The organism is Arthrobacter sp. NicSoilB4 (genome assembly GCF_019977335.1).
Lineage (GTDB): Bacteria > Actinomycetota > Actinomycetes > Actinomycetales > Micrococcaceae > Arthrobacter.
This window is the reverse complement of the sequence record NZ_AP024653.1, coordinates 466,685-482,435: the sequence shown is the minus strand read 5'-3', so window position 1 is coordinate 482,435 and position 15,751 is coordinate 466,685. Positions and strand designations below refer to the sequence as shown.

At 67.6% G+C, this 15,751-nt stretch carries 14 protein-coding genes; 8 read left to right on the top strand and 6 right to left on the bottom strand.

The features are described 5' to 3' along the window. The first annotated feature begins 91 nt into the window (after positions 1–91). Positions 92–2,017 (top strand): glycogen debranching N-terminal domain-containing protein, encoded by a 1,926-nt coding sequence (locus LDO13_RS02310; protein WP_224048475.1) that lies wholly within the window; start codon positions 92–94, stop codon positions 2,015–2,017. Between the two features lie 50 nt (positions 2,018–2,067). Here the strand turns inward: LDO13_RS02310 and LDO13_RS02305 are convergent, their stop codons facing one another. After that, positions 2,068–2,667, bottom strand: coding sequence for a YdeI/OmpD-associated family protein (locus LDO13_RS02305; RefSeq protein ID WP_224048474.1), 600 nt, complete (start codon positions 2,665–2,667; stop codon positions 2,068–2,070). 94 nt (positions 2,668–2,761) lie between these two features. Between LDO13_RS02305 and LDO13_RS02300 the strand changes: the two genes are divergently transcribed. From LDO13_RS02300 to tgt, 5 genes are all read left to right on the top strand, one after another. Next, positions 2,762–3,547, top strand: a complete 786-nt coding sequence (locus LDO13_RS02300) for a VOC family protein (protein ID WP_224048473.1) — start codon at positions 2,762–2,764, stop codon at positions 3,545–3,547. 43 nt (positions 3,548–3,590) lie between these two features. Continuing rightward, positions 3,591–4,130 (top strand): NUDIX hydrolase family protein, encoded by a 540-nt coding sequence (locus LDO13_RS02295; protein ID WP_224048472.1) that lies wholly within the window; start codon positions 3,591–3,593, stop codon positions 4,128–4,130. Between the two features lie 93 nt (positions 4,131–4,223). After that, a complete protein-coding gene (locus LDO13_RS02290; protein WP_224048471.1) occupies positions 4,224–5,264 on the top strand; it encodes a DUF6707 family protein in 1,041 nt (346 codons plus the stop codon). Positions 5,265–5,312: 48 nt separating this feature from the next. Further along, positions 5,313–6,038 carry an SRPBCC domain-containing protein gene (locus LDO13_RS02285; RefSeq protein ID WP_224048470.1) on the top strand — a complete coding sequence of 242 codons (726 nt, stop codon included), beginning with the start codon at positions 5,313–5,315 and terminating at the stop codon, positions 6,036–6,038. Positions 6,039–6,071: 33 nt separating this feature from the next. After that, positions 6,072–7,370, top strand: coding sequence for a tRNA guanosine(34) transglycosylase Tgt (gene tgt / locus LDO13_RS02280; protein WP_224048469.1), 1,299 nt, complete (start codon positions 6,072–6,074; stop codon positions 7,368–7,370). Between the two features lie 124 nt (positions 7,371–7,494). Here the strand turns inward: tgt and LDO13_RS02275 are convergent, their stop codons facing one another. Together LDO13_RS02275 and LDO13_RS02270 are read right to left on the bottom strand one after the other, a co-directional pair. Further along, positions 7,495–8,514, bottom strand: a complete 1,020-nt coding sequence (locus tag LDO13_RS02275; RefSeq protein WP_224048468.1) for a sugar phosphate isomerase/epimerase — start codon at positions 8,512–8,514, stop codon at positions 7,495–7,497. Then, positions 8,511–9,689, bottom strand: coding sequence for a Gfo/Idh/MocA family oxidoreductase (locus LDO13_RS02270; RefSeq protein WP_224048467.1), 1,179 nt, complete (start codon positions 9,687–9,689; stop codon positions 8,511–8,513). The genes LDO13_RS02275 and LDO13_RS02270 overlap by 4 nt, the downstream gene beginning before the upstream one ends. A 153-nt stretch (positions 9,690–9,842) precedes the next feature. Between LDO13_RS02270 and LDO13_RS02265 the strand changes: the two genes are divergently transcribed. Further along, a complete protein-coding gene (locus LDO13_RS02265) occupies positions 9,843–10,856 on the top strand; it encodes a LacI family DNA-binding transcriptional regulator (RefSeq protein WP_224048466.1) in 1,014 nt (337 codons plus the stop codon). A gap of 85 nt (positions 10,857–10,941) precedes the next feature. On the opposite strand, the gene LDO13_RS02260 is transcribed toward LDO13_RS02265, so the two are convergent. Beyond that, positions 10,942–11,637: a queuosine precursor transporter gene (locus tag LDO13_RS02260; protein WP_224048465.1), complete on the bottom strand. Its 696-nt coding sequence runs from the start codon at positions 11,635–11,637 to the stop codon at positions 10,942–10,944. A 236-nt stretch (positions 11,638–11,873) separates the two neighbouring features. Continuing rightward, positions 11,874–13,286 carry an MFS transporter gene (locus tag LDO13_RS02255; protein ID WP_224048464.1) on the bottom strand — a complete coding sequence of 471 codons (1,413 nt, stop codon included), beginning with the start codon at positions 13,284–13,286 and terminating at the stop codon, positions 11,874–11,876. A 142-nt stretch (positions 13,287–13,428) separates the two neighbouring features. Between LDO13_RS02255 and LDO13_RS02250 the strand changes: the two genes are divergently transcribed. Then, positions 13,429–14,310: a hydroxymethylpyrimidine/phosphomethylpyrimidine kinase gene (locus LDO13_RS02250; protein ID WP_224048463.1), complete on the top strand. Its 882-nt coding sequence runs from the start codon at positions 13,429–13,431 to the stop codon at positions 14,308–14,310. A gap of 58 nt (positions 14,311–14,368) precedes the next feature. Here the strand turns inward: LDO13_RS02250 and LDO13_RS02245 are convergent, their stop codons facing one another. Then, entirely contained in the window at positions 14,369–15,649 is a 1,281-nt protein-coding gene (locus LDO13_RS02245; RefSeq protein WP_224048462.1) for a serpin family protein, read from the bottom strand. Positions 15,650–15,751 lie beyond the last annotated feature (102 nt).

Genomic DNA, 15,751 nt, shown 5'->3' with positions numbered 1-15,751 from the left:
CCGTTCCTTCACCGAAGAGCCATCGCACGCCGGGACGCACCCCCGACGGCGCCCGTTGAGCCCGTGCGGCTCCCGGCATAGGGTGGGGCGCATGACTGTTCAGCCAGCGCTCCACCGCCAGCACTGCTCCGTTGCCGCCCCCACCCAGCTGTGGCTCGACGCCGACGGGCGGCTGGCCGGAGCCGCCGGCGGCACTGGCGCCCCTGGCGATTCCAGCCCCTCCGGCGCAGAGGGCGGTGGCTGGTTCACGGGCCTGCTGCACGGGGACACCCGGATGCTGTGCCGGGCAGAGGTCCGGGTGAACGGCATGGAGCCGGAACCCGCCACGGTCGAGGCGGAAGCCGGCGGCGTGCTGCGCGTGCGGGGACTGGTCCGCGGCATCCCGGGGCCCACGGAGGACCCCGCCGTCGAACTGCTCCAGATCTGGACCGTCACGCCCGGCGTCGTCCGGCACTCCCTGCAGGTGGCCACCTCCCTCGATTCGCTCGACGTGGAAATCGAAATCCGGCTCGCCGCGGACTTCACGGACATGGCCGCCATCCGCCTCAGCCGCTTCCGGGATCCCTCCGAGCCGTTCGCGGCGGACGATTCCACGCTGCGCTGGCGCGACGGCGGACGGACTTTGACCGTCGCGGCCCCGGGCTGCGTCGCCGCTGGTGAGAGGCTCCTCTGGCGCGGGACGGCAGGGCGGGGACGCCCGTTCGAAGCGGAGTGGCAGGCTGTTCTGGCCGACAGCGAAGACGCAGTGGTGGCCGGCCGGCCGCCCGCCTCGCGCCGGGTCCGCACCGAGCCGTCCGGCGCCCTGGGCTTGCTGCTGGACAACGCCCTCGATGATCTCGCCGGGCTCCGCCTGGCCACCCGGAAGCTGCCCGACGCGCCGTTCCTCGCCGCCGGGGCGCCCTGGTACTTCACGCTGTTCGGACGTGACTCGCTCTGGGCCGCCCGGCTGCTCCTGCCCCTCGACGCCGGGCTCGCCGCCGGAACGCTGCGCTCCCTGGCAGCGTTCCAGGGCACCCGGGATGACCCGGCCGCCGCCGAGGAACCCGGCAAGATCCTGCACGAGCTCCGGTCCAAGGAACTGGTGCTGGAGAGCCAGAGCCTGCGCCTGCCGCCGGTGTACTACGGCGCCGTGGATTCAACCCCGCTGTGGCTTTGCCTGCTGGCCGAACTTGGCGGGTCCGGACTGGACGACGCAGCGGTCCGTTCGCTGCTGCCCAACGCCGCACGGGCGGTGGAATGGCTGCTGGCCGCCGGCGGCGCGCCCGGAAGCCCGAACAACGGATTCCTCAGCTACCAGGACGCAACCGGCCACGGCCTCAGCAACCAGGGCTGGAAGGATTCCCGGGATGCCATGCAGTTCCGCGACGGCCGCCAGGCCGACGGCCCCATCGCCCTGTCCGAGGTCCAGGGCTACGCCTACCAGGCCGCCGTCGACACGGCCGATCTGTTCGACGCCTATGGCGAGCCCGGCGGCCAGGCGCTGCGGGACTTTGCGGAGGCGCTGCAGCAGAATTTCCGCGAGCGCTTCTGGGTCGAGGACGACGGCGGGCCCTTCCCGGCCATGGCCCTCGACGGGCGCGGCGATCCCCTGGACGTCCCCGGGTCCAACATGGGGCATCTGCTCGGCACCGGAATCCTGGATGCCTCGGAATCGCGGCTCGTGGCGGACCGGCTGCTGAGCCCCGAGCTGTTCTCCGGCTACGGTGTGCACACGATTTCCCGGCGGGCCGCCGGCTTCTGGCCGTTCAGCTACCACTGCGGCTCGGTCTGGAGCCACGACACCGCGATCGCGGTCCGGGGGCTGCTCGCCGAGGGCTTCCTCCCCGAAGCCCGGACCATCGCCGAGGGCCTCCTGGCCGCATCCGGCTCCTTCGGCCACCGCCTCCCGGAACTGTTCGCCGGCATCAGCGCGGAGGAGGCCGGGCACGCGGTGCCATATCCGGCGTCGTGCCATCCGCAGGCGTGGTCCTCGGCGTCGGCCGTGGTGGTCGCCCAGGCCATGGGCGTCGGCTTCTAGCGACCGCCAGAAAACTTGCCCGCCGGCCAGGGCGGCCAGGATTCTGGCGGTCAGGATTCTGGCGGACGTTTTTTCTGCGGGTACGGCGTTTCGTGCCGGGCGAGCATCTCGACGAATCCCGCGATCTTCTTCTCCCGGGTGGCGGCCTGCTTGACTCCGTTGGTCCGGTAGATCAGGGCGAACCTGTTCACCGAGGTCAGTACGTCGAACATCGCCTGTGCCCGCGGGTCGGCAGCGATGGCCGCTGCCAGGTCCGCCGGGACTTCCGCCGTCGCCGCGCCGGAGTAGGCAACTTCCCAGCGGCCGTCCGCTTTGGCGCTGTCGACGGCGGCGCGTCCGGCGGGAGCCATCCGCCCCTCGGCTTCCAGGCGCCCGATCCGTTCGACGTTCCGGGCGGACCACACGCTTTTCGGTCCCCGGCGGGTCATCCGCTGGAAGGAACTCTCCGCGTCGCGGCGCCGTCCCTGGCCGTCGATCCAGCCGAAACACAGCGCTTCCTGGAGTGCTGCCTCGTAGTCCAGCTCCGTCACGGAACCACCCTTCTTGTGCAGCACCAGCCACACGCCGGGGCTCTCCGCGTGATGCCGTTCCAGCCAGGCGCGCCACTGGGCGGCGTCCTTCACCAGCAGTTCCACAAGTTCATCAGCCATGGGACCATTGTGCTCCGCACCCCCCCACAAGCGTCCGCTTTGGTGGGACGATATCCCTGAGAGCCGGAATCCGTTCCAACCCTGAGGAGCAACGATGCTGCGAGTCCGCCCGATCCACTTCACCTCCCGCCTGGACGAATGGGAGCGGCTGCTCACCAGCCTGGGCATGGTCAAGACCGTTGACGAGCCCACCTGGCGGGAGTTCGACGCCGGCTCCGGCCGCCTCGCCCTCCACTTCACCGAGCAGGGCTCGGCCGCGGACGGCACCACCTCCCTGGGCGTCGAGGTGGGTGACCTGAAGGAATTTGCCCGGCGGACCAAGGAAGCCGGAGCGGCTGAAAGCACCACGGCAGGCGGCACCACCGCGGAACTCATCGAGGCGGACCACGGTCCGTCCTGCCGGGTCACCGCCGCTGACGGTTTCAGTTTCCTGGCCGACCCGGCTTCCCGCGCCAGCGACGGGAGCTGGAGCGGGTCGCCGGAAGCGGACCCCGGCCTCGCCGTCGTCGGCGTCTGGTTCGCCGAGGACGCCGTCGCTGCGGCCCAGACCCTGCGCAACATCGGCGCCCGGCCCCGCCCGGTCCCGGGCACCGCTGGCGACGCCGGCATAGACTCAGACACTGCCGAATCGGAATCGTTTGCGGCGAAGAACGGCGGGATCCTCATGGTCGGCGCAGGAACCGGCACCGGCAGTGCGGGCCTGGGCTTCGAATACACCGGGGACTTTGACGCCCTGCGCGAACGCCTCGAGGAGGCCGGACACGAGGCCGCGGTCCTCGAGGAAGCCTTGATCCCCACCCTTCATGTCGCCAATCCCGATGCGGACGGTACCGCCGCTCACCCGCCGCTCTGGATCTCCGCGGCACCGGCTGCCGGTTGAGTGTGACCACAACGCAGCGGCGGGGATGGGGTAGAACTTAACCATGAACGTTCGCACCCCTGACCCGAACCCCGGCTGGCTCTCCGACGATGATTTGTTCGAGGCCCGCGGCCGGTTGCCCATGGTCTACGTCGAGGCCGTCCCGGTCCGGCTGGATCCGCTCGGGTTCGTGAACGAGGTCGGCACGCTCCTGCAGGCCGACGAGGACGGCACGATGGTCCGCTCGCTGGTTTCCGGCCGGGTGCTCTACCGGGAGACCATCCGTGCTGCCCTGCTGCGCCATATGGAGAAGGACCTGGGCCCGCTCGCGTTTCCGCAGCTGCCCATCAGCCCGGTGCCGTTCACGGTGGCCGAGTACTTCCCGTCCCCGTCCCACACCGGGTTCACCGACGACCGCCAGCACGCCGTCGCGCTGGCGTACATCATCCCGGTCACCGGCGAATGCACCCCGCGCCAGGACGCCCTGGAACTGACCTGGATGACGCCGCAGGAAGTCATGAGCTCGGATGTCCAACTCGAATTCAGCGGCGGCCGCGGCGCCCTGATCCGGCAGGCACTGGCCTTCGCGGGCGTCGGGAACTGACCGCCGCCGGCTGAGGGAACTGACTTCCGCCGGCTGCCCACACGCGCCTTTGTAGACTGTTGGGCGGACCGCAAAAGAATTTAAGGACTCCAGATGACCCACCCCCCGGCCGCCCCGAACTACATCGAACAGCAGGCTGGATCTCTGCAGAGCGGCGATCATCTGCTCCTGCCCGACGGCAACCGCTCCGCCGAAATCCAGCGCGTCGACGTCGAAACCGACGATTTCGGTATCCCCGCCATGGTCCTGGCGACCCTCACCGGCGGCGGCGGACTCCGGATCGCGGCGGCCTCCACCGTTCTGATTCTGGAGGCGGCTGCCGAGGCTGAAGAGACCCAGTTCGAAGACTCCGGCTCCCCGCTGCAGCTCGTCGAACCGGCCACGGATGATGACGGCACCCGCGGCGGCACAGGCGATCCGGACAGCAGCCAGGAGCCCGTCGGCGGCACCGCCGCTGCCGCCGTCGTCGTGCCGCCCCTGCCGCCCATTCCGCCCGTGGTGAGCGGCCCCAGCGAAGAGGACCTGGCGCTGATCCCTGCCCTGGAGGGCACGCCCGAAGCCGTGGTGGAGGCGGCGGCCCGCGCCCACCCGAAGTCCGTGGGAGTGCTGCTGCTCAGCGAACGGCTGGCCAAGGGAATCAACACCAAGTCCGGCAGCTGCCTCAAGGACCTCAACGACCTCGCGCAGGAACTGTTCATCATCCTCAAGGACGCCAAGAACGCCCTCGCCGTTGCCGATCTGCTCAATGTGCTGCCTTTCGACGGCAACCGCGGGCGCTGGTCGTCGGTGGAGGGTTCGCTGGCCCTGTCCAGCTTCATCTGCCGCCAACTCGGCCAGGAGGAACGGGCCGCGGTCTACGAGAAGTTCCTCCGGGCCCCCGACGCCATGGAGACGGACCCGTTCAAGGCCCGGATCAACGCCAAGGTCCGCCAGCGCTCGCTCAACGAACCGAACCTGTACGACAAGGAAATCTTCCGTGCGATGGACAACTCGAATCCGGATGCGGAACGCGAGTGGCGGCTCCTGCGGCTCGAGGCGCTGCTCTTCCTGCGCGCCCACGGCGGATCGGAAACCATCGGCGCCCCGGAGCTGGACCGCCGCATCGGCAACGAACTTGAGTCCGTCCGTTCCTGAGGCGTTTGGCCCCTATCCCCTCAGGGCAGTGCGTTGTAGATTCACCCCATGACGAACAATCTGAGCGTTGTGATCAACTCCGACGCGCAGCAGGTTTGGACGATGCTGCGCGAGCCCGCCAAGGTTGCCCAGTGGCACGGCTGGGAAGCCGACGACCAGGCGGCCGAGATCAATGAGATCTACTTCAGCCCCAATGTGGTCGAAGGCGCCGACCACACGTCCCTTGTGGTCGATGGCGGGGACGTGTTCACCTTGAAGCCCGTCCCGACCGGCACGGAGCTCAGCGTCACGCGGGCCGCCGTGGACCACAATTCCGAGTGGGCCGCCTGGGACGAGGACATCACCCAGGGCTGGCTGACGTTCATCCAGCAGCTCCGCTTTGCCCTCGAACGGCATCCGCACGGCAAACGCCGGACCTTTTTCTTCTCCGTCCCCGGCAGCGAGGGGTCCGCCATCGAAAAACTGGGCCTGTCGGATGTGCCCAAGCCCGGCGAGCCGTACTCGCTCACCCTGGCCACGGGCGAGGAAGTCTCCGGCAAGGTCTGGTTCCGCAGCAACCACCAGGTGGGGCTCACGGTCCACCACTACGCAGAACACGGCGAGGGCCTGGTGATCGTCGCGGACCAGCCCGCCATCAAGGACATCAGGCCCGAGGGCGGCTCACTGGTCATCGTCTCGACGTACGACCTCGGTGCGCACCAGCTGGAGTCCATCCGCAGCTACTGGGACAAGTGGCGGGCTGAGAACTACCCCACATCGGATCCGCTGCACTAAAGGTTGCAGGCTGTTAGCTGGCACACTTGAACGGTGCCAGCCAATCCTGACTTTGCGTCCCTGCCCCCCGAACCTGCCCGGCAGTCCGAGTTTTCCTTCCGGGTGGGCAAGCGCCTGAGTGAAAGCTGCTCGCCGTCGGCCGATCAGGTTGCCGCCAACGGCGGGGAGTTCCTTGGCCGCACCGGCACCATCACCACGCCGCATGGCGAGATCCAGACGCCGGCGTTCATCGCCGTCGGCACCAAGGCCACGGTCAAGTCGGTGCTCCCCGAGTCCGTCGCCGACCTCGGGGCGCAGGCCGTGCTGGCCAACGCCTACCACCTGTACCTGCAGCCCGGCGCGGACATCCTGGATGAGGCCGGGGGCCTGGGCGCGTTCATGAACTGGCGCGGACCCACGTTCACCGACTCCGGCGGGTTCCAGGTGATGAGCCTGGGCTCGGGGTTCAAAAAGGTCATCGACATGAAATCGGTGGACAATTCCGGACCGGACGACGCCGTCGCGCCCGGCAAGGAACGCCTGGCCCACGTGGACGAGGAAGGCGTGTGGTTCAAGAGCCACCTCAACGGCGACCGGCACCGCTTCAGCCCCGAAATCTCCATGAACGTCCAGCACCAGATCGGCGCGGACATCATGTTCGCCTTCGACGAGCTGACCACACTGCAGAACTCCCGCGGCTACCAGGAAGAGTCCCTGGAGCGCACCCGCCGCTGGGCCGAGCGCTGCATCACGGAGCACTTCCGGCTCACCGCCGAACGCGCGGGCAAGCCCTACCAGGCCCTGTTCGGAGTGATCCAGGGTGCCCAGTACGAGGACCTGCGCCGCAAGGCCTGCCGGGACCTCGGCGCGATGAACTTCGACGGCTTCGGCATCGGCGGGGCGCTGGAGAAAGAGAACCTCGGCACGATCGTGCGCTGGTGCAACGAGGAGCTGCCGGAGAACAAACCCCGGCACCTGCTGGGCATCTCCGAACCGGACGACATTTTCACCGCAATCGAAAACGGCGCGGACACGTTCGACTGTGTCTCCCCCACCCGGGTGGCCCGCAACTCGGCGTTCTACCACCCCACTGGCCGGTACAACCTCTCCGGCGCCATGTACAAGCGCGACTTCGGCCCGCTGCAGGAAGGCTGCGACTGCTACGCCTGCCTGAACTATTCGCGGGCCTACATCCACCACCTGTTCAAGGCCAAGGAGATGGTCTCGGCCACCCTGATCTCGATCCACAACGAGCGTTTCGTGGTGAAGATGGTCGACGACGCCCGCCTGGCCATAGAGGCCGGCAACTTCTTCGAGTTCAAGGCCGAGACGCTGCGGCAGTACTACTCCTAGGTTCCGGCGCCGGCGTCGGCGGGGTCGCGCGTCGACGTCGCCGGGGTCGCCGGAAGCGTGCGGGATCGCCGGAAGGTTCCGGCGATCCCGGAGCTTTCCGGCGATCTCGCGGTTTACCGGGCGATCAGTTCGTGAGGTGCAACGACGCCGAGAGCGCCGCGTCGGCGTCCCGCAGCACCTTGGCCGCCACCTGGAGGCCCTCAATCCGGCCGAGGGAAACGTCCTCGTGCTCGATGTTGACCAGCATGTCTGGGTCCACCTCGTACAAGGCCCGCAGGAACTCGGTCCAGTAGGCGGTATCGTGCCCGCGGCCGAGGGCCACGAAGTCCCAGGCGGAGTTCTTGGGCCACTCGTTGGCCCACTCGTCGCCGCCGAGGTTGGTGCGGTTTTCCTCGGGTGAAAGCCTGCGGAAGCTGTTGTCGAGGACCCCGTAGAGTGCTGCGTTCGCAGTGTTGACGCGCACGTCCTTCGCCGCCGCCTGGAAGACCAGCGGGCCGAGTTCGCGGACCACGGCGACCGGGTCCATCTGCTGCCAGAACAGGTGCGAGGCGTCCAGCTCGACGCCCACATGGGTCGCGCCGGTGAGCTCGATGAGCTTGTGCACGTCGGCGGTGTTGAACACGAGGTTCTGCGGGTGCAGTTCGAGGGCCACCTTCACGCCGTGGTCGGCGGCGAGGCGGTCGGTTTCCTTCCAGAAGCCGGCTGCGATGCCCCACTGGTAGTCGAGCACGTCCAGGGCGGCCGAGTTCCAGGCGTTGACCACCCAGTTGACCGTGGTGGCCCCCGGTTCTCCGCCGGGCAGCCCGGACATGGTGACCACGCGGTCCTGCCCCAGCCGCTGGGCCAGACGGATGCTGCGCCGGATGTCCTCGGCATGCTTCTCGCCGATCTCGCGGTTGGGGTGCAGCGGGTTGCCGTTGCAGTTCAGGCCGGCGATCGAGACGCCGGTCCCCTCGAAAATCGCGAGGTAGTCGTCGCGGGCCGCATCGCTTTCAAGGATCTGGTCCATATTTGGAACGTGGACGGCAGGCAGGAATCCACCAGTGTTGATTTCGATGCCGGTGAGCCCCAGGCCGGCGATGACCTTGAGGGCCTCGGGAAGGGGGCGGTCGTGCAGGATTGCGTTGTAGACGCCGAGTTTCATAACGTGATTTTCTTTCCGTTGTTCAGTGCGGATTCCGTGACGGCGCCGAGCAGTTCCATGTTGCGCACGCCCTCGTCGAAAGTGGCGCAGCGGGGCAGGGAGTCCGCTTCGCTGAGGCCGGCGACCTCCTCCAGGAATGCCCGGGCCTGGTAGCCGAACGCGTCGTTCTGGCCGAATCCGACGCTGGGCGCGTCCATAGCCAGGCCACCGGCGATGTAGGGGTGTCCGGGGCCGAGGATGACCTGGCGGTAGCCGTTTTCGTTGGCCGGGCCGTCGTTGAGGAACAGTTCGATCTCTGCCGGCCGGCGCTGGTCGAACCGGGCGGCGCCGTTCTCGCAAAAGACCTCGAAGATGAGGCTGTTGGCGTGGCCGGCCGCCACCCGGGAGACCTCGAAGCCGCCGGCACCGTTCTCGAATTCGGCAGAGAAGACCGCGTAGTCGTCGTTGTCGACGGGCTCGAACGTGTCGCTGACAGCGGCGTGGTCATGGCCCATGACGGCGCCGAGCGGCAAGGGGCGCTTGTCAATCACGGTGCTGAGGCGTCCGCCGCTGATGGACTTGATGTCGCCGCAGAGGAATTCGGCCACGTAAGTAAGGTGGCTTCCGACGTCGGCCAGCGCGCCGGAGCCGGGACCGCCCTTGTACCGCCAGCTCATAGGGGCCGAGGGGCTGAACCCGTAGTCGGTCCAGTAGCGGCCGCTGAAGTGGAGGACGTTGCCCAGGACACCGGACCGAATGAGGTCGCGGATGTAGGCGATGCCGGGGGTGCGGCGGAACGTGAACCCGATGCGGGCGATCGAGCTGGCGTTGCGGGCAGCGTCCGCCATGGCGCGGGCGTCCTCGAGGGAGTCGCTCAGCGGCTTTTCGCACAGCACGTGCTTTCCGGCGGCCAGGAGGCCCTCCACCACTTCACGGTGAAGGGAGTTCGCAATGACGACGCTCACGACGTCGATGTCGTCGGCTTCGGCGATCGCCTGCCACGACGTGTCATTGCGTTCGTAGCCGAAGCGCTTCGCTGCGAGGGAACCGAACTCGGCGTTGACGTCGCCGATGGAGACCAGCCGGATGGGCGGAAGGACCGGGCTGTAGAGCGCCGATGCCGTGCGGTACGCGGCCGCGTGGGCCTTGCCTGCCATGCCGGCGCCGATTACGGCGACTCCTAGACTGTCAGCCATCGATTTCTCCTTTGAAATTCGGCCAGGCCGCGGCCCGACTCTTGAAAATTGGAGCGCTACAAAAAGTTTCGCTGACTAGAAGATTAGCTATGTGAATATGTCCTGTCAATGGTTGACTGGTTATCCTCGGATGAGACATGAAAGGCTCTCCAGATGACGCTGAACACCTCACGAAACCGCCGCCCGACGATCTACGACGTCGCCAAGAGCGCGGGCGTCTCGCCATCACTGGTGTCCCTGGTGCTGCAGAACCCGTCAAAGGTCAGCGAGAAGCGCCGGACGGCTGTCCTGGCGGCCATGTCCGAGTTGGGCTACCGGCCCAGCCGGGCGGCGACGACGCTCGCCAGCAGCCAGACGAAAAGCATCGGGCTGGTCATTGACGATTTCCGCAACCTTTGGTTCGTGGACCTCCTGCGCGGGCTGGAATCCGCCCTCTCCCCCCACGGCTACCAGGTCACGCTCGCGGACTCACGGCCGGGCGAGAACCGCATCACGGAAGCGACGGACGGCCTGCTGTCCATGCACGTGGAGGGGCTGGTCATCGCGGCAGAACCAAGCGAGGCGATGATGGCCGGAACCTGGGTTCCCGCCGTCGTCGCGGGCTGGCGGGATGGTGTCCCCGCCGGGGCCGGCCTCATCACGAATGACGACGACGGCGGCGGCCGGATGGCCGCTGAACACCTGCTGGGGCTCGGACACACCCGCATCGGGCACCTCTCGGGCACCGGAGGCGCCGCCGCCCATCGGAGGGAAGGCTTCCGCGGCCGCATTCTGGAAGCCGGCGTAGAGGTCCGGATCGCCGGCGAGTCCCAGGGGACCTCCGAGGAGGACGGCTACGCGGCGGCCTGCTGGATGCTGGACCACCACCCGGACACGACGGCGCTGTTCGCCGCCAACGACTCCATGGCACTGGGTGCCCTCGCCGCCGCCAAGGCCCGGGGCCTGTCCGTCCCCGCGGACCTGTCCGTGATCGGCTACGACAACTCCCAGCTGGCCAAGTCGCGGTATCTGGACATGTCCACCGTGGACAACCGCAGCGACATCGTCGGCGTCGATGTCGCCAACGCGCTGCTGGCGCGAATCCAGGACCCCACGCTCGAGCCCGAACGCAAGCTGATCGAGCCGGCCCTCGTCGTCCGCGGCACCACGGCCCGCGTTTCCGGCTGACGGCGTCCGCTCGGTCTGCGGCCCGGCAGCGAACCAGCGACCCCCGCCTTCCCGATGCCGGCGGCCGCGCGCTGCGGCCCGGACCCTATGCCCCGTAGCTCGGTTCGCGTTTCTTGATCCAGCCGATCGCGGCCGCGGTCACCGGAACGAAGAGGAACTCCACGAGGGTCTTGTAGAGGAAGCCCACGGCGACGTAGTTCACGAACATGCCGATGTCGGTAATCCCGATCACGGAAGCCGCGATACTGCAGAAGATCAGGGTGTCCACGAACTCCCCGACCACCGAGGAGCCCATGATCCTTGCCCACAGGGACTTCTCCCCCGTGCGGGCCTTCATCTTCACGAGGATCCAGGCGTTGATGGTCTGCCCGGCCAGGAACGCCAGCAGCGAGGCGAGCACGATCTGCGGAACCGGTCCCAGGGCGCCTTCCAGCGCGGCCTGCTTGGCGGTGCCGAAGTCGTCGTCGAACCCTGGCAGGGCGATGACGATCCAGTAGCACAGGGACGCGAAGACCGAGAGCGCGAAAGTGGTGATGATGGCCTTCCGCGCCACCTTGAACCCGTAGACCTCGCTGATCACGTCGCCAAGGATGTAGGCCAGCGGGAAGAGGAAGAAGCCGCCGTCGGTGATGATCGGGCCGATCGCCACACCTTTGGACGCCCCGATGTTGGACAGGATCAACACCACGGCCATGACGGCCAGGAGGATGCCGAAGTACGGGGAACCGATCGAGGCGAATTTCGGCGGCGCGGCGGCCGGAAAAGTCTTGGCGGAGGTCATGGCTGTTCCATTCATAGTGGTTCGCCTGGTGCCCGGATCCTCATGGAGGACAACGTGGCAGCCGGCTGTATTAGCACTGGAAGGCTCCGTGCAGGCTGGCCGCCGGAACCGCCTTCCATTCTCTCACCCCGCCCCGCTGTTAACCACGACGGCGGACCGCCGGCTGCCGGAACCGAAGTCCAGCAGCCGGCTGCCCGCCGTCGTAAGCGCCGTCCGTTTCCGAGCGGCGGGTGGCCCTAGCGGCGCGAGGCGTCGACGAGGTCCTTGTCGTCGTCCCTGCGTCCGTCGCCCGTCACAGCCGTGCCAGCGGCAGGCTCCCACGCGTGGCCCTGTTCGTGGTCCAGGTGCGTGGACTTCTTGTTCTTCAGCGCGAAGATGTAGACCAGCAGCGAGAGGCCGATGGCCACCGTGACGTAGGTGAAGAACACGTCCACCTGGCCGGCCTTCTGCAGCGCTGCGCCAATCAGTGGAACCGTGCCGCCGAACAGCGAGTTGGCAATGGCGTAGCCCAGGCCCACGCCGAGGGCGCGGATGGAGGCAGGGAACAGCTCGGCCTTCACGAGGGCGTTGATCGAGGTGTAGCCGCCGACGATCAGCAGGCCGCCCATCATGAGCAGGAACGCGGTGAACGGGTCCTTGGTCCCGGCCAGGGTGGACAGCAGCGGCCAGGTGAACAGCAGGCCGGTGATGCCGAACCAGAGCAGGAGCGGCTTGCGGCCGACCTTGTCGGAGATCATGCCGTAAACCGGCTGGAGCAGCATAAAGATGAACAGTGCCCAGAAGTTGATCACCGACGTGTCGGTCTTCGCGATGCCGGAGGTATCGTTCATGAACTTCAGGATGAAGTTGGTGTACGTGTAGAACGCCACCGTGCCGCCGAGGGTGACGCCGATGCAGATCAGCAGGGGCTTCCAGTACTGGGTGAAAAGCAGCTTCATGGTGCCCGGCTGGGCAACGCCGGCAACGGCGGGAATTTTGGCGGCCTCGACCTGCTCCTCGGACACGGTTTCTTCCATCGAGCGCCGCAGCCACAGGACCACGAGCGCCGCGACGCCGCCGATTGCGAACGGGATGCGCCATCCCCACTCGGTCAGCGCTGATTTGTCCATGGTGTTCTGCAGGATGACCAGGACCAGCAGCGCCAGCATCTGGCCGCCGATCAGCGTGACGTACTGGAAGCTGGAGAAGAATCCGCGGCGCCTGGAGGTAGCGGCCTCGGACATGTAGGTGGCGCTTGTGCCGTATTCGCCGCCAACGGAGAAGCCCTGGATCAACCGCACAACGATCAGCAGGATCAGCGCCCAAACACCGATCTGCTGGGTGGTCGGCAGGATCGCGATGGCGAAGGAACCGGCCGACATCAGCGTCACACTGAGCGTCAGCGCAGCTTTTCGGCCCTTGCGGTCGGCGTACCGGCCGAAGAACCAGGCGCCGATCGGGCGCATGAGGAACGACGTCGAGAAGACGGCCATCGCCTCCAGGCCGGCCTGGAGCTCGTCCTTGGAATTGAAGAAGTGCGACTGGAAATAGGCCGCGAAGACTGTGTAGACGTAGAGGTCGTACCACTCCACGAGGTTGCCGGCGGAGCCTTTGAGAATATTGCTTACGGCTCGTCTCGTCTGTGCCGATTCGGACAGCTGGGTGCTCATCAATGAACCTTCCTGGATCCGGCGCCGCAAGAAAGCAACACCGTCCGCCACCTTATTCGCGGTGATCCGGAACACGTGGGTTTTGTTCATATTGGTCATGCGCACAATACGGACGGTTTTCCGGGAATGGCAGGATGGGACCATGACTTCCACCGCCTTTGACTCCGCCGCCCTGGCGGCCCCCGCCCACGACGACGCCCCGGCTGCTCCCGCCGTCGCCTTGACCATCGCCGGCTCCGAAGCGACCGGCGGCGCCGGCGCCCAGGCCGACCTGAAGACCTTCCAGGAACTTGGCGTCTTCGGCATCGCCAACCTGACGTGCATCGTGTCCTTCGATCCGCAGGACAACTGGAACCACCGCTTCGTCCCGGTCGACCAGCAGGTCATCGCCCACCAACTGGAGGCGACGACGGCGGCCTACGGCGCCGCGTCCGGCGCACCGTCGACTCTGGACACGGTGAAGATCGGGATGCTGGGCAGCCCGGCAACGATTTCGACCGTGGCCTCGGCCCTGGCCGCGGGCGGGTTCACCAACGTCGTCCTGGATCCGGTGCTGATCTGCAAGGGCCAGGAGCCGGGCCACGCGCTGGACACGGACCAGGCCCTCAAGGCTCAGATCCTGCCCCTCGCCACGTTTGTCACGCCGAACCACTTCGAGGCCGAGTCCCTCTCCGGCCTCGAAATCACCGACCTCGAATCGCTCAAGGCCGCCGCGGTCCGGATCCACGAACTCAGCGGCGCCGCGGTGCTCGCCAAGGGCGGCGTGCGCCTGGCCGGGCCGGACGCCGTCGACGTCTACTACGACGGCGAGACGCTGGAAGTCCTGTCCGCCCCGAAGGTGGGCGAAGTGGCAGTGTCGGGTGCCGGCTGCTCGCTGGCCGCCGCAGTGACGGCCGAACTGGCCAAGGGCGCGACCCCGCTCGAGGCTGCCCGGACGGCCAAGGCGTTTGTGACCGCGGGAATCCGCAACCGGGTGGCTTCGGGAGCGCCGTTCGATGCGCTCTGGCAGGGCGGCCCGCGCTAACGCCGTCCCACCGGGTCCCGGCGCGCGGTCTGGGCCCAGTTCGCGGAAGGTCGGTTATTCACGCGCCGGCTGCGCGGGGGTCGGACACCCTGCCCATAAAGAGGGGCAGCCCGCTCGCGACGTGGACGATCTCATACAGGAACGGCCGGTCGAACCGGATCACCTCGGTCGCTGCCACTCCGCTGACTGCCCGGGCGTTGATCTGGCTCACGGCGGCAGCAATCGTGCCCTTCTCGGCCACGGTGATGCTGGCGGACTGTGCGGCCGCCTGGATCTTGAGGCCGTGCTGGATTGAGCCGAAGTCGGTCTGGGTCTGGAGCATCGTCTGCAGCCCCAGGTCAGTGAAAACCTGGCGCAGATCAAAGTCGCTCTTGTGGTCCCACCGCGGCAAGACGATCTGCACGGGCGCCGGGTCGGCGGCTTCAAGGGCCAGGGCTGCGTCGACGGCGTCCTGCGCCCCGGGCCCCGAAGTCCCGGAATCCGGGAGCACGAGCCGCATCACAAATCCCTCGGCGTAGGGCAAATCGACGGCCTGCCAGCCTGCACCCCGGGCGTAGGCAAGGTCCTGAACGCCCGACATGGTGGGGACGGAAACCTGCCCGCCGTCGGACGTCGTAAACGGCAGGTCAGAAGTGTCCGCCGGGTCGAAAGGGACCTTCCACGCCGAGGCGAAGTACACCGCGTTGAGCACGCTGAAAGTGTCCCTGCGGTCGTACTTCGCGGGCGCCTCCTTGATCCGTCCGCCGGTGTTCTGGTTCACCCAGGCGTCGATTGCCGGCTTGGTGGCGGCCTCATCCTGGAAGTCCACCGGGTATACGCCGGTTCCGTAATACCGCGCCAAGGACTGCAGATAGCGTTCCCCCGTGGGCTCGCCCTTGTCCACGAACAAGCCGTTTGCCGTGTGCAGGACCGGCCGGCGCGGCGGGTCCTTTTCATCCACCGAGCCTGGGTCGCCGTCGAAAGCTTCCAAGGAAGTCAGCAGCGCGTTCAGGGCTTCGTCGCGATGCTCCGCGGGGAAGCCCAGCACACTGTCCATCTCGGCAGCGGTTGCGCCGGATGCGCCCACCCGCAGCATTGCCAGGGCAACCAGCAGGCTGCCCGGGGACGAAACCACGTTTCCACTTCCGGCGTCCCCGCCGTCTGTCAGAAGGGCGGCGCCCAGCTTCCGCGCCGATGCCCGAAGGAGAGCCAACTCGGCCGGATAGGCGGACTCTTCCGCCGAGACGCGTTCGACGCCGTCGGCCTGCACCAGCGCCGGAGGCGAGGCGGAACAGGCCGTCAAGGCCAGCGCCAGGGCAGCCCCCGCGGCAACAAGCCGCGCTGTGGTCTTCTGTCTCATCGCGCCCCCAAGGCCCGCACAACAGCGAAAGTAGAAGGGCGGAGATCCCGCCTACGGCCAGTCAAGCACCGGGCCCGGCAAAGCGCGACCGCGCCCGGGTCA

Coding starts and splice junctions, on each gene's coding strand:
- LDO13_RS02305 (WP_224048474.1), bottom strand. CDS start 2,667: ATGGCTGATGAACTTGTGGAACTGCTGGTGAAGGACGCCGCCCAGTGG.
- LDO13_RS02255 (WP_224048464.1), bottom strand. CDS start 13,286: ATGAGCACCCAGCTGTCCGAATCGGCACAGACGAGACGAGCCGTAAGC.
- LDO13_RS02260 (WP_224048465.1), bottom strand. CDS start 11,637: ATGACCTCCGCCAAGACTTTTCCGGCCGCCGCGCCGCCGAAATTCGCC.
- LDO13_RS02265 (WP_224048466.1), top strand. CDS start 9,843: ATGACGCTGAACACCTCACGAAACCGCCGCCCGACGATCTACGACGTC.
- LDO13_RS02285 (WP_224048470.1), top strand. CDS start 5,313: ATGACGAACAATCTGAGCGTTGTGATCAACTCCGACGCGCAGCAGGTT.
- LDO13_RS02300 (WP_224048473.1), top strand. CDS start 2,762: ATGCTGCGAGTCCGCCCGATCCACTTCACCTCCCGCCTGGACGAATGG.
- LDO13_RS02245 (WP_224048462.1), bottom strand. CDS start 15,649: ATGAGACAGAAGACCACAGCGCGGCTTGTTGCCGCGGGGGCTGCCCTG.
- LDO13_RS02310 (WP_224048475.1), top strand. CDS start 92: ATGACTGTTCAGCCAGCGCTCCACCGCCAGCACTGCTCCGTTGCCGCC.
- LDO13_RS02270 (WP_224048467.1), bottom strand. CDS start 9,689: ATGGCTGACAGTCTAGGAGTCGCCGTAATCGGCGCCGGCATGGCAGGC.
- LDO13_RS02250 (WP_224048463.1), top strand. CDS start 13,429: ATGACTTCCACCGCCTTTGACTCCGCCGCCCTGGCGGCCCCCGCCCAC.
- LDO13_RS02295 (WP_224048472.1), top strand. CDS start 3,591: ATGAACGTTCGCACCCCTGACCCGAACCCCGGCTGGCTCTCCGACGAT.
- LDO13_RS02290 (WP_224048471.1), top strand. CDS start 4,224: ATGACCCACCCCCCGGCCGCCCCGAACTACATCGAACAGCAGGCTGGA.
- LDO13_RS02275 (WP_224048468.1), bottom strand. CDS start 8,514: ATGAAACTCGGCGTCTACAACGCAATCCTGCACGACCGCCCCCTTCCC.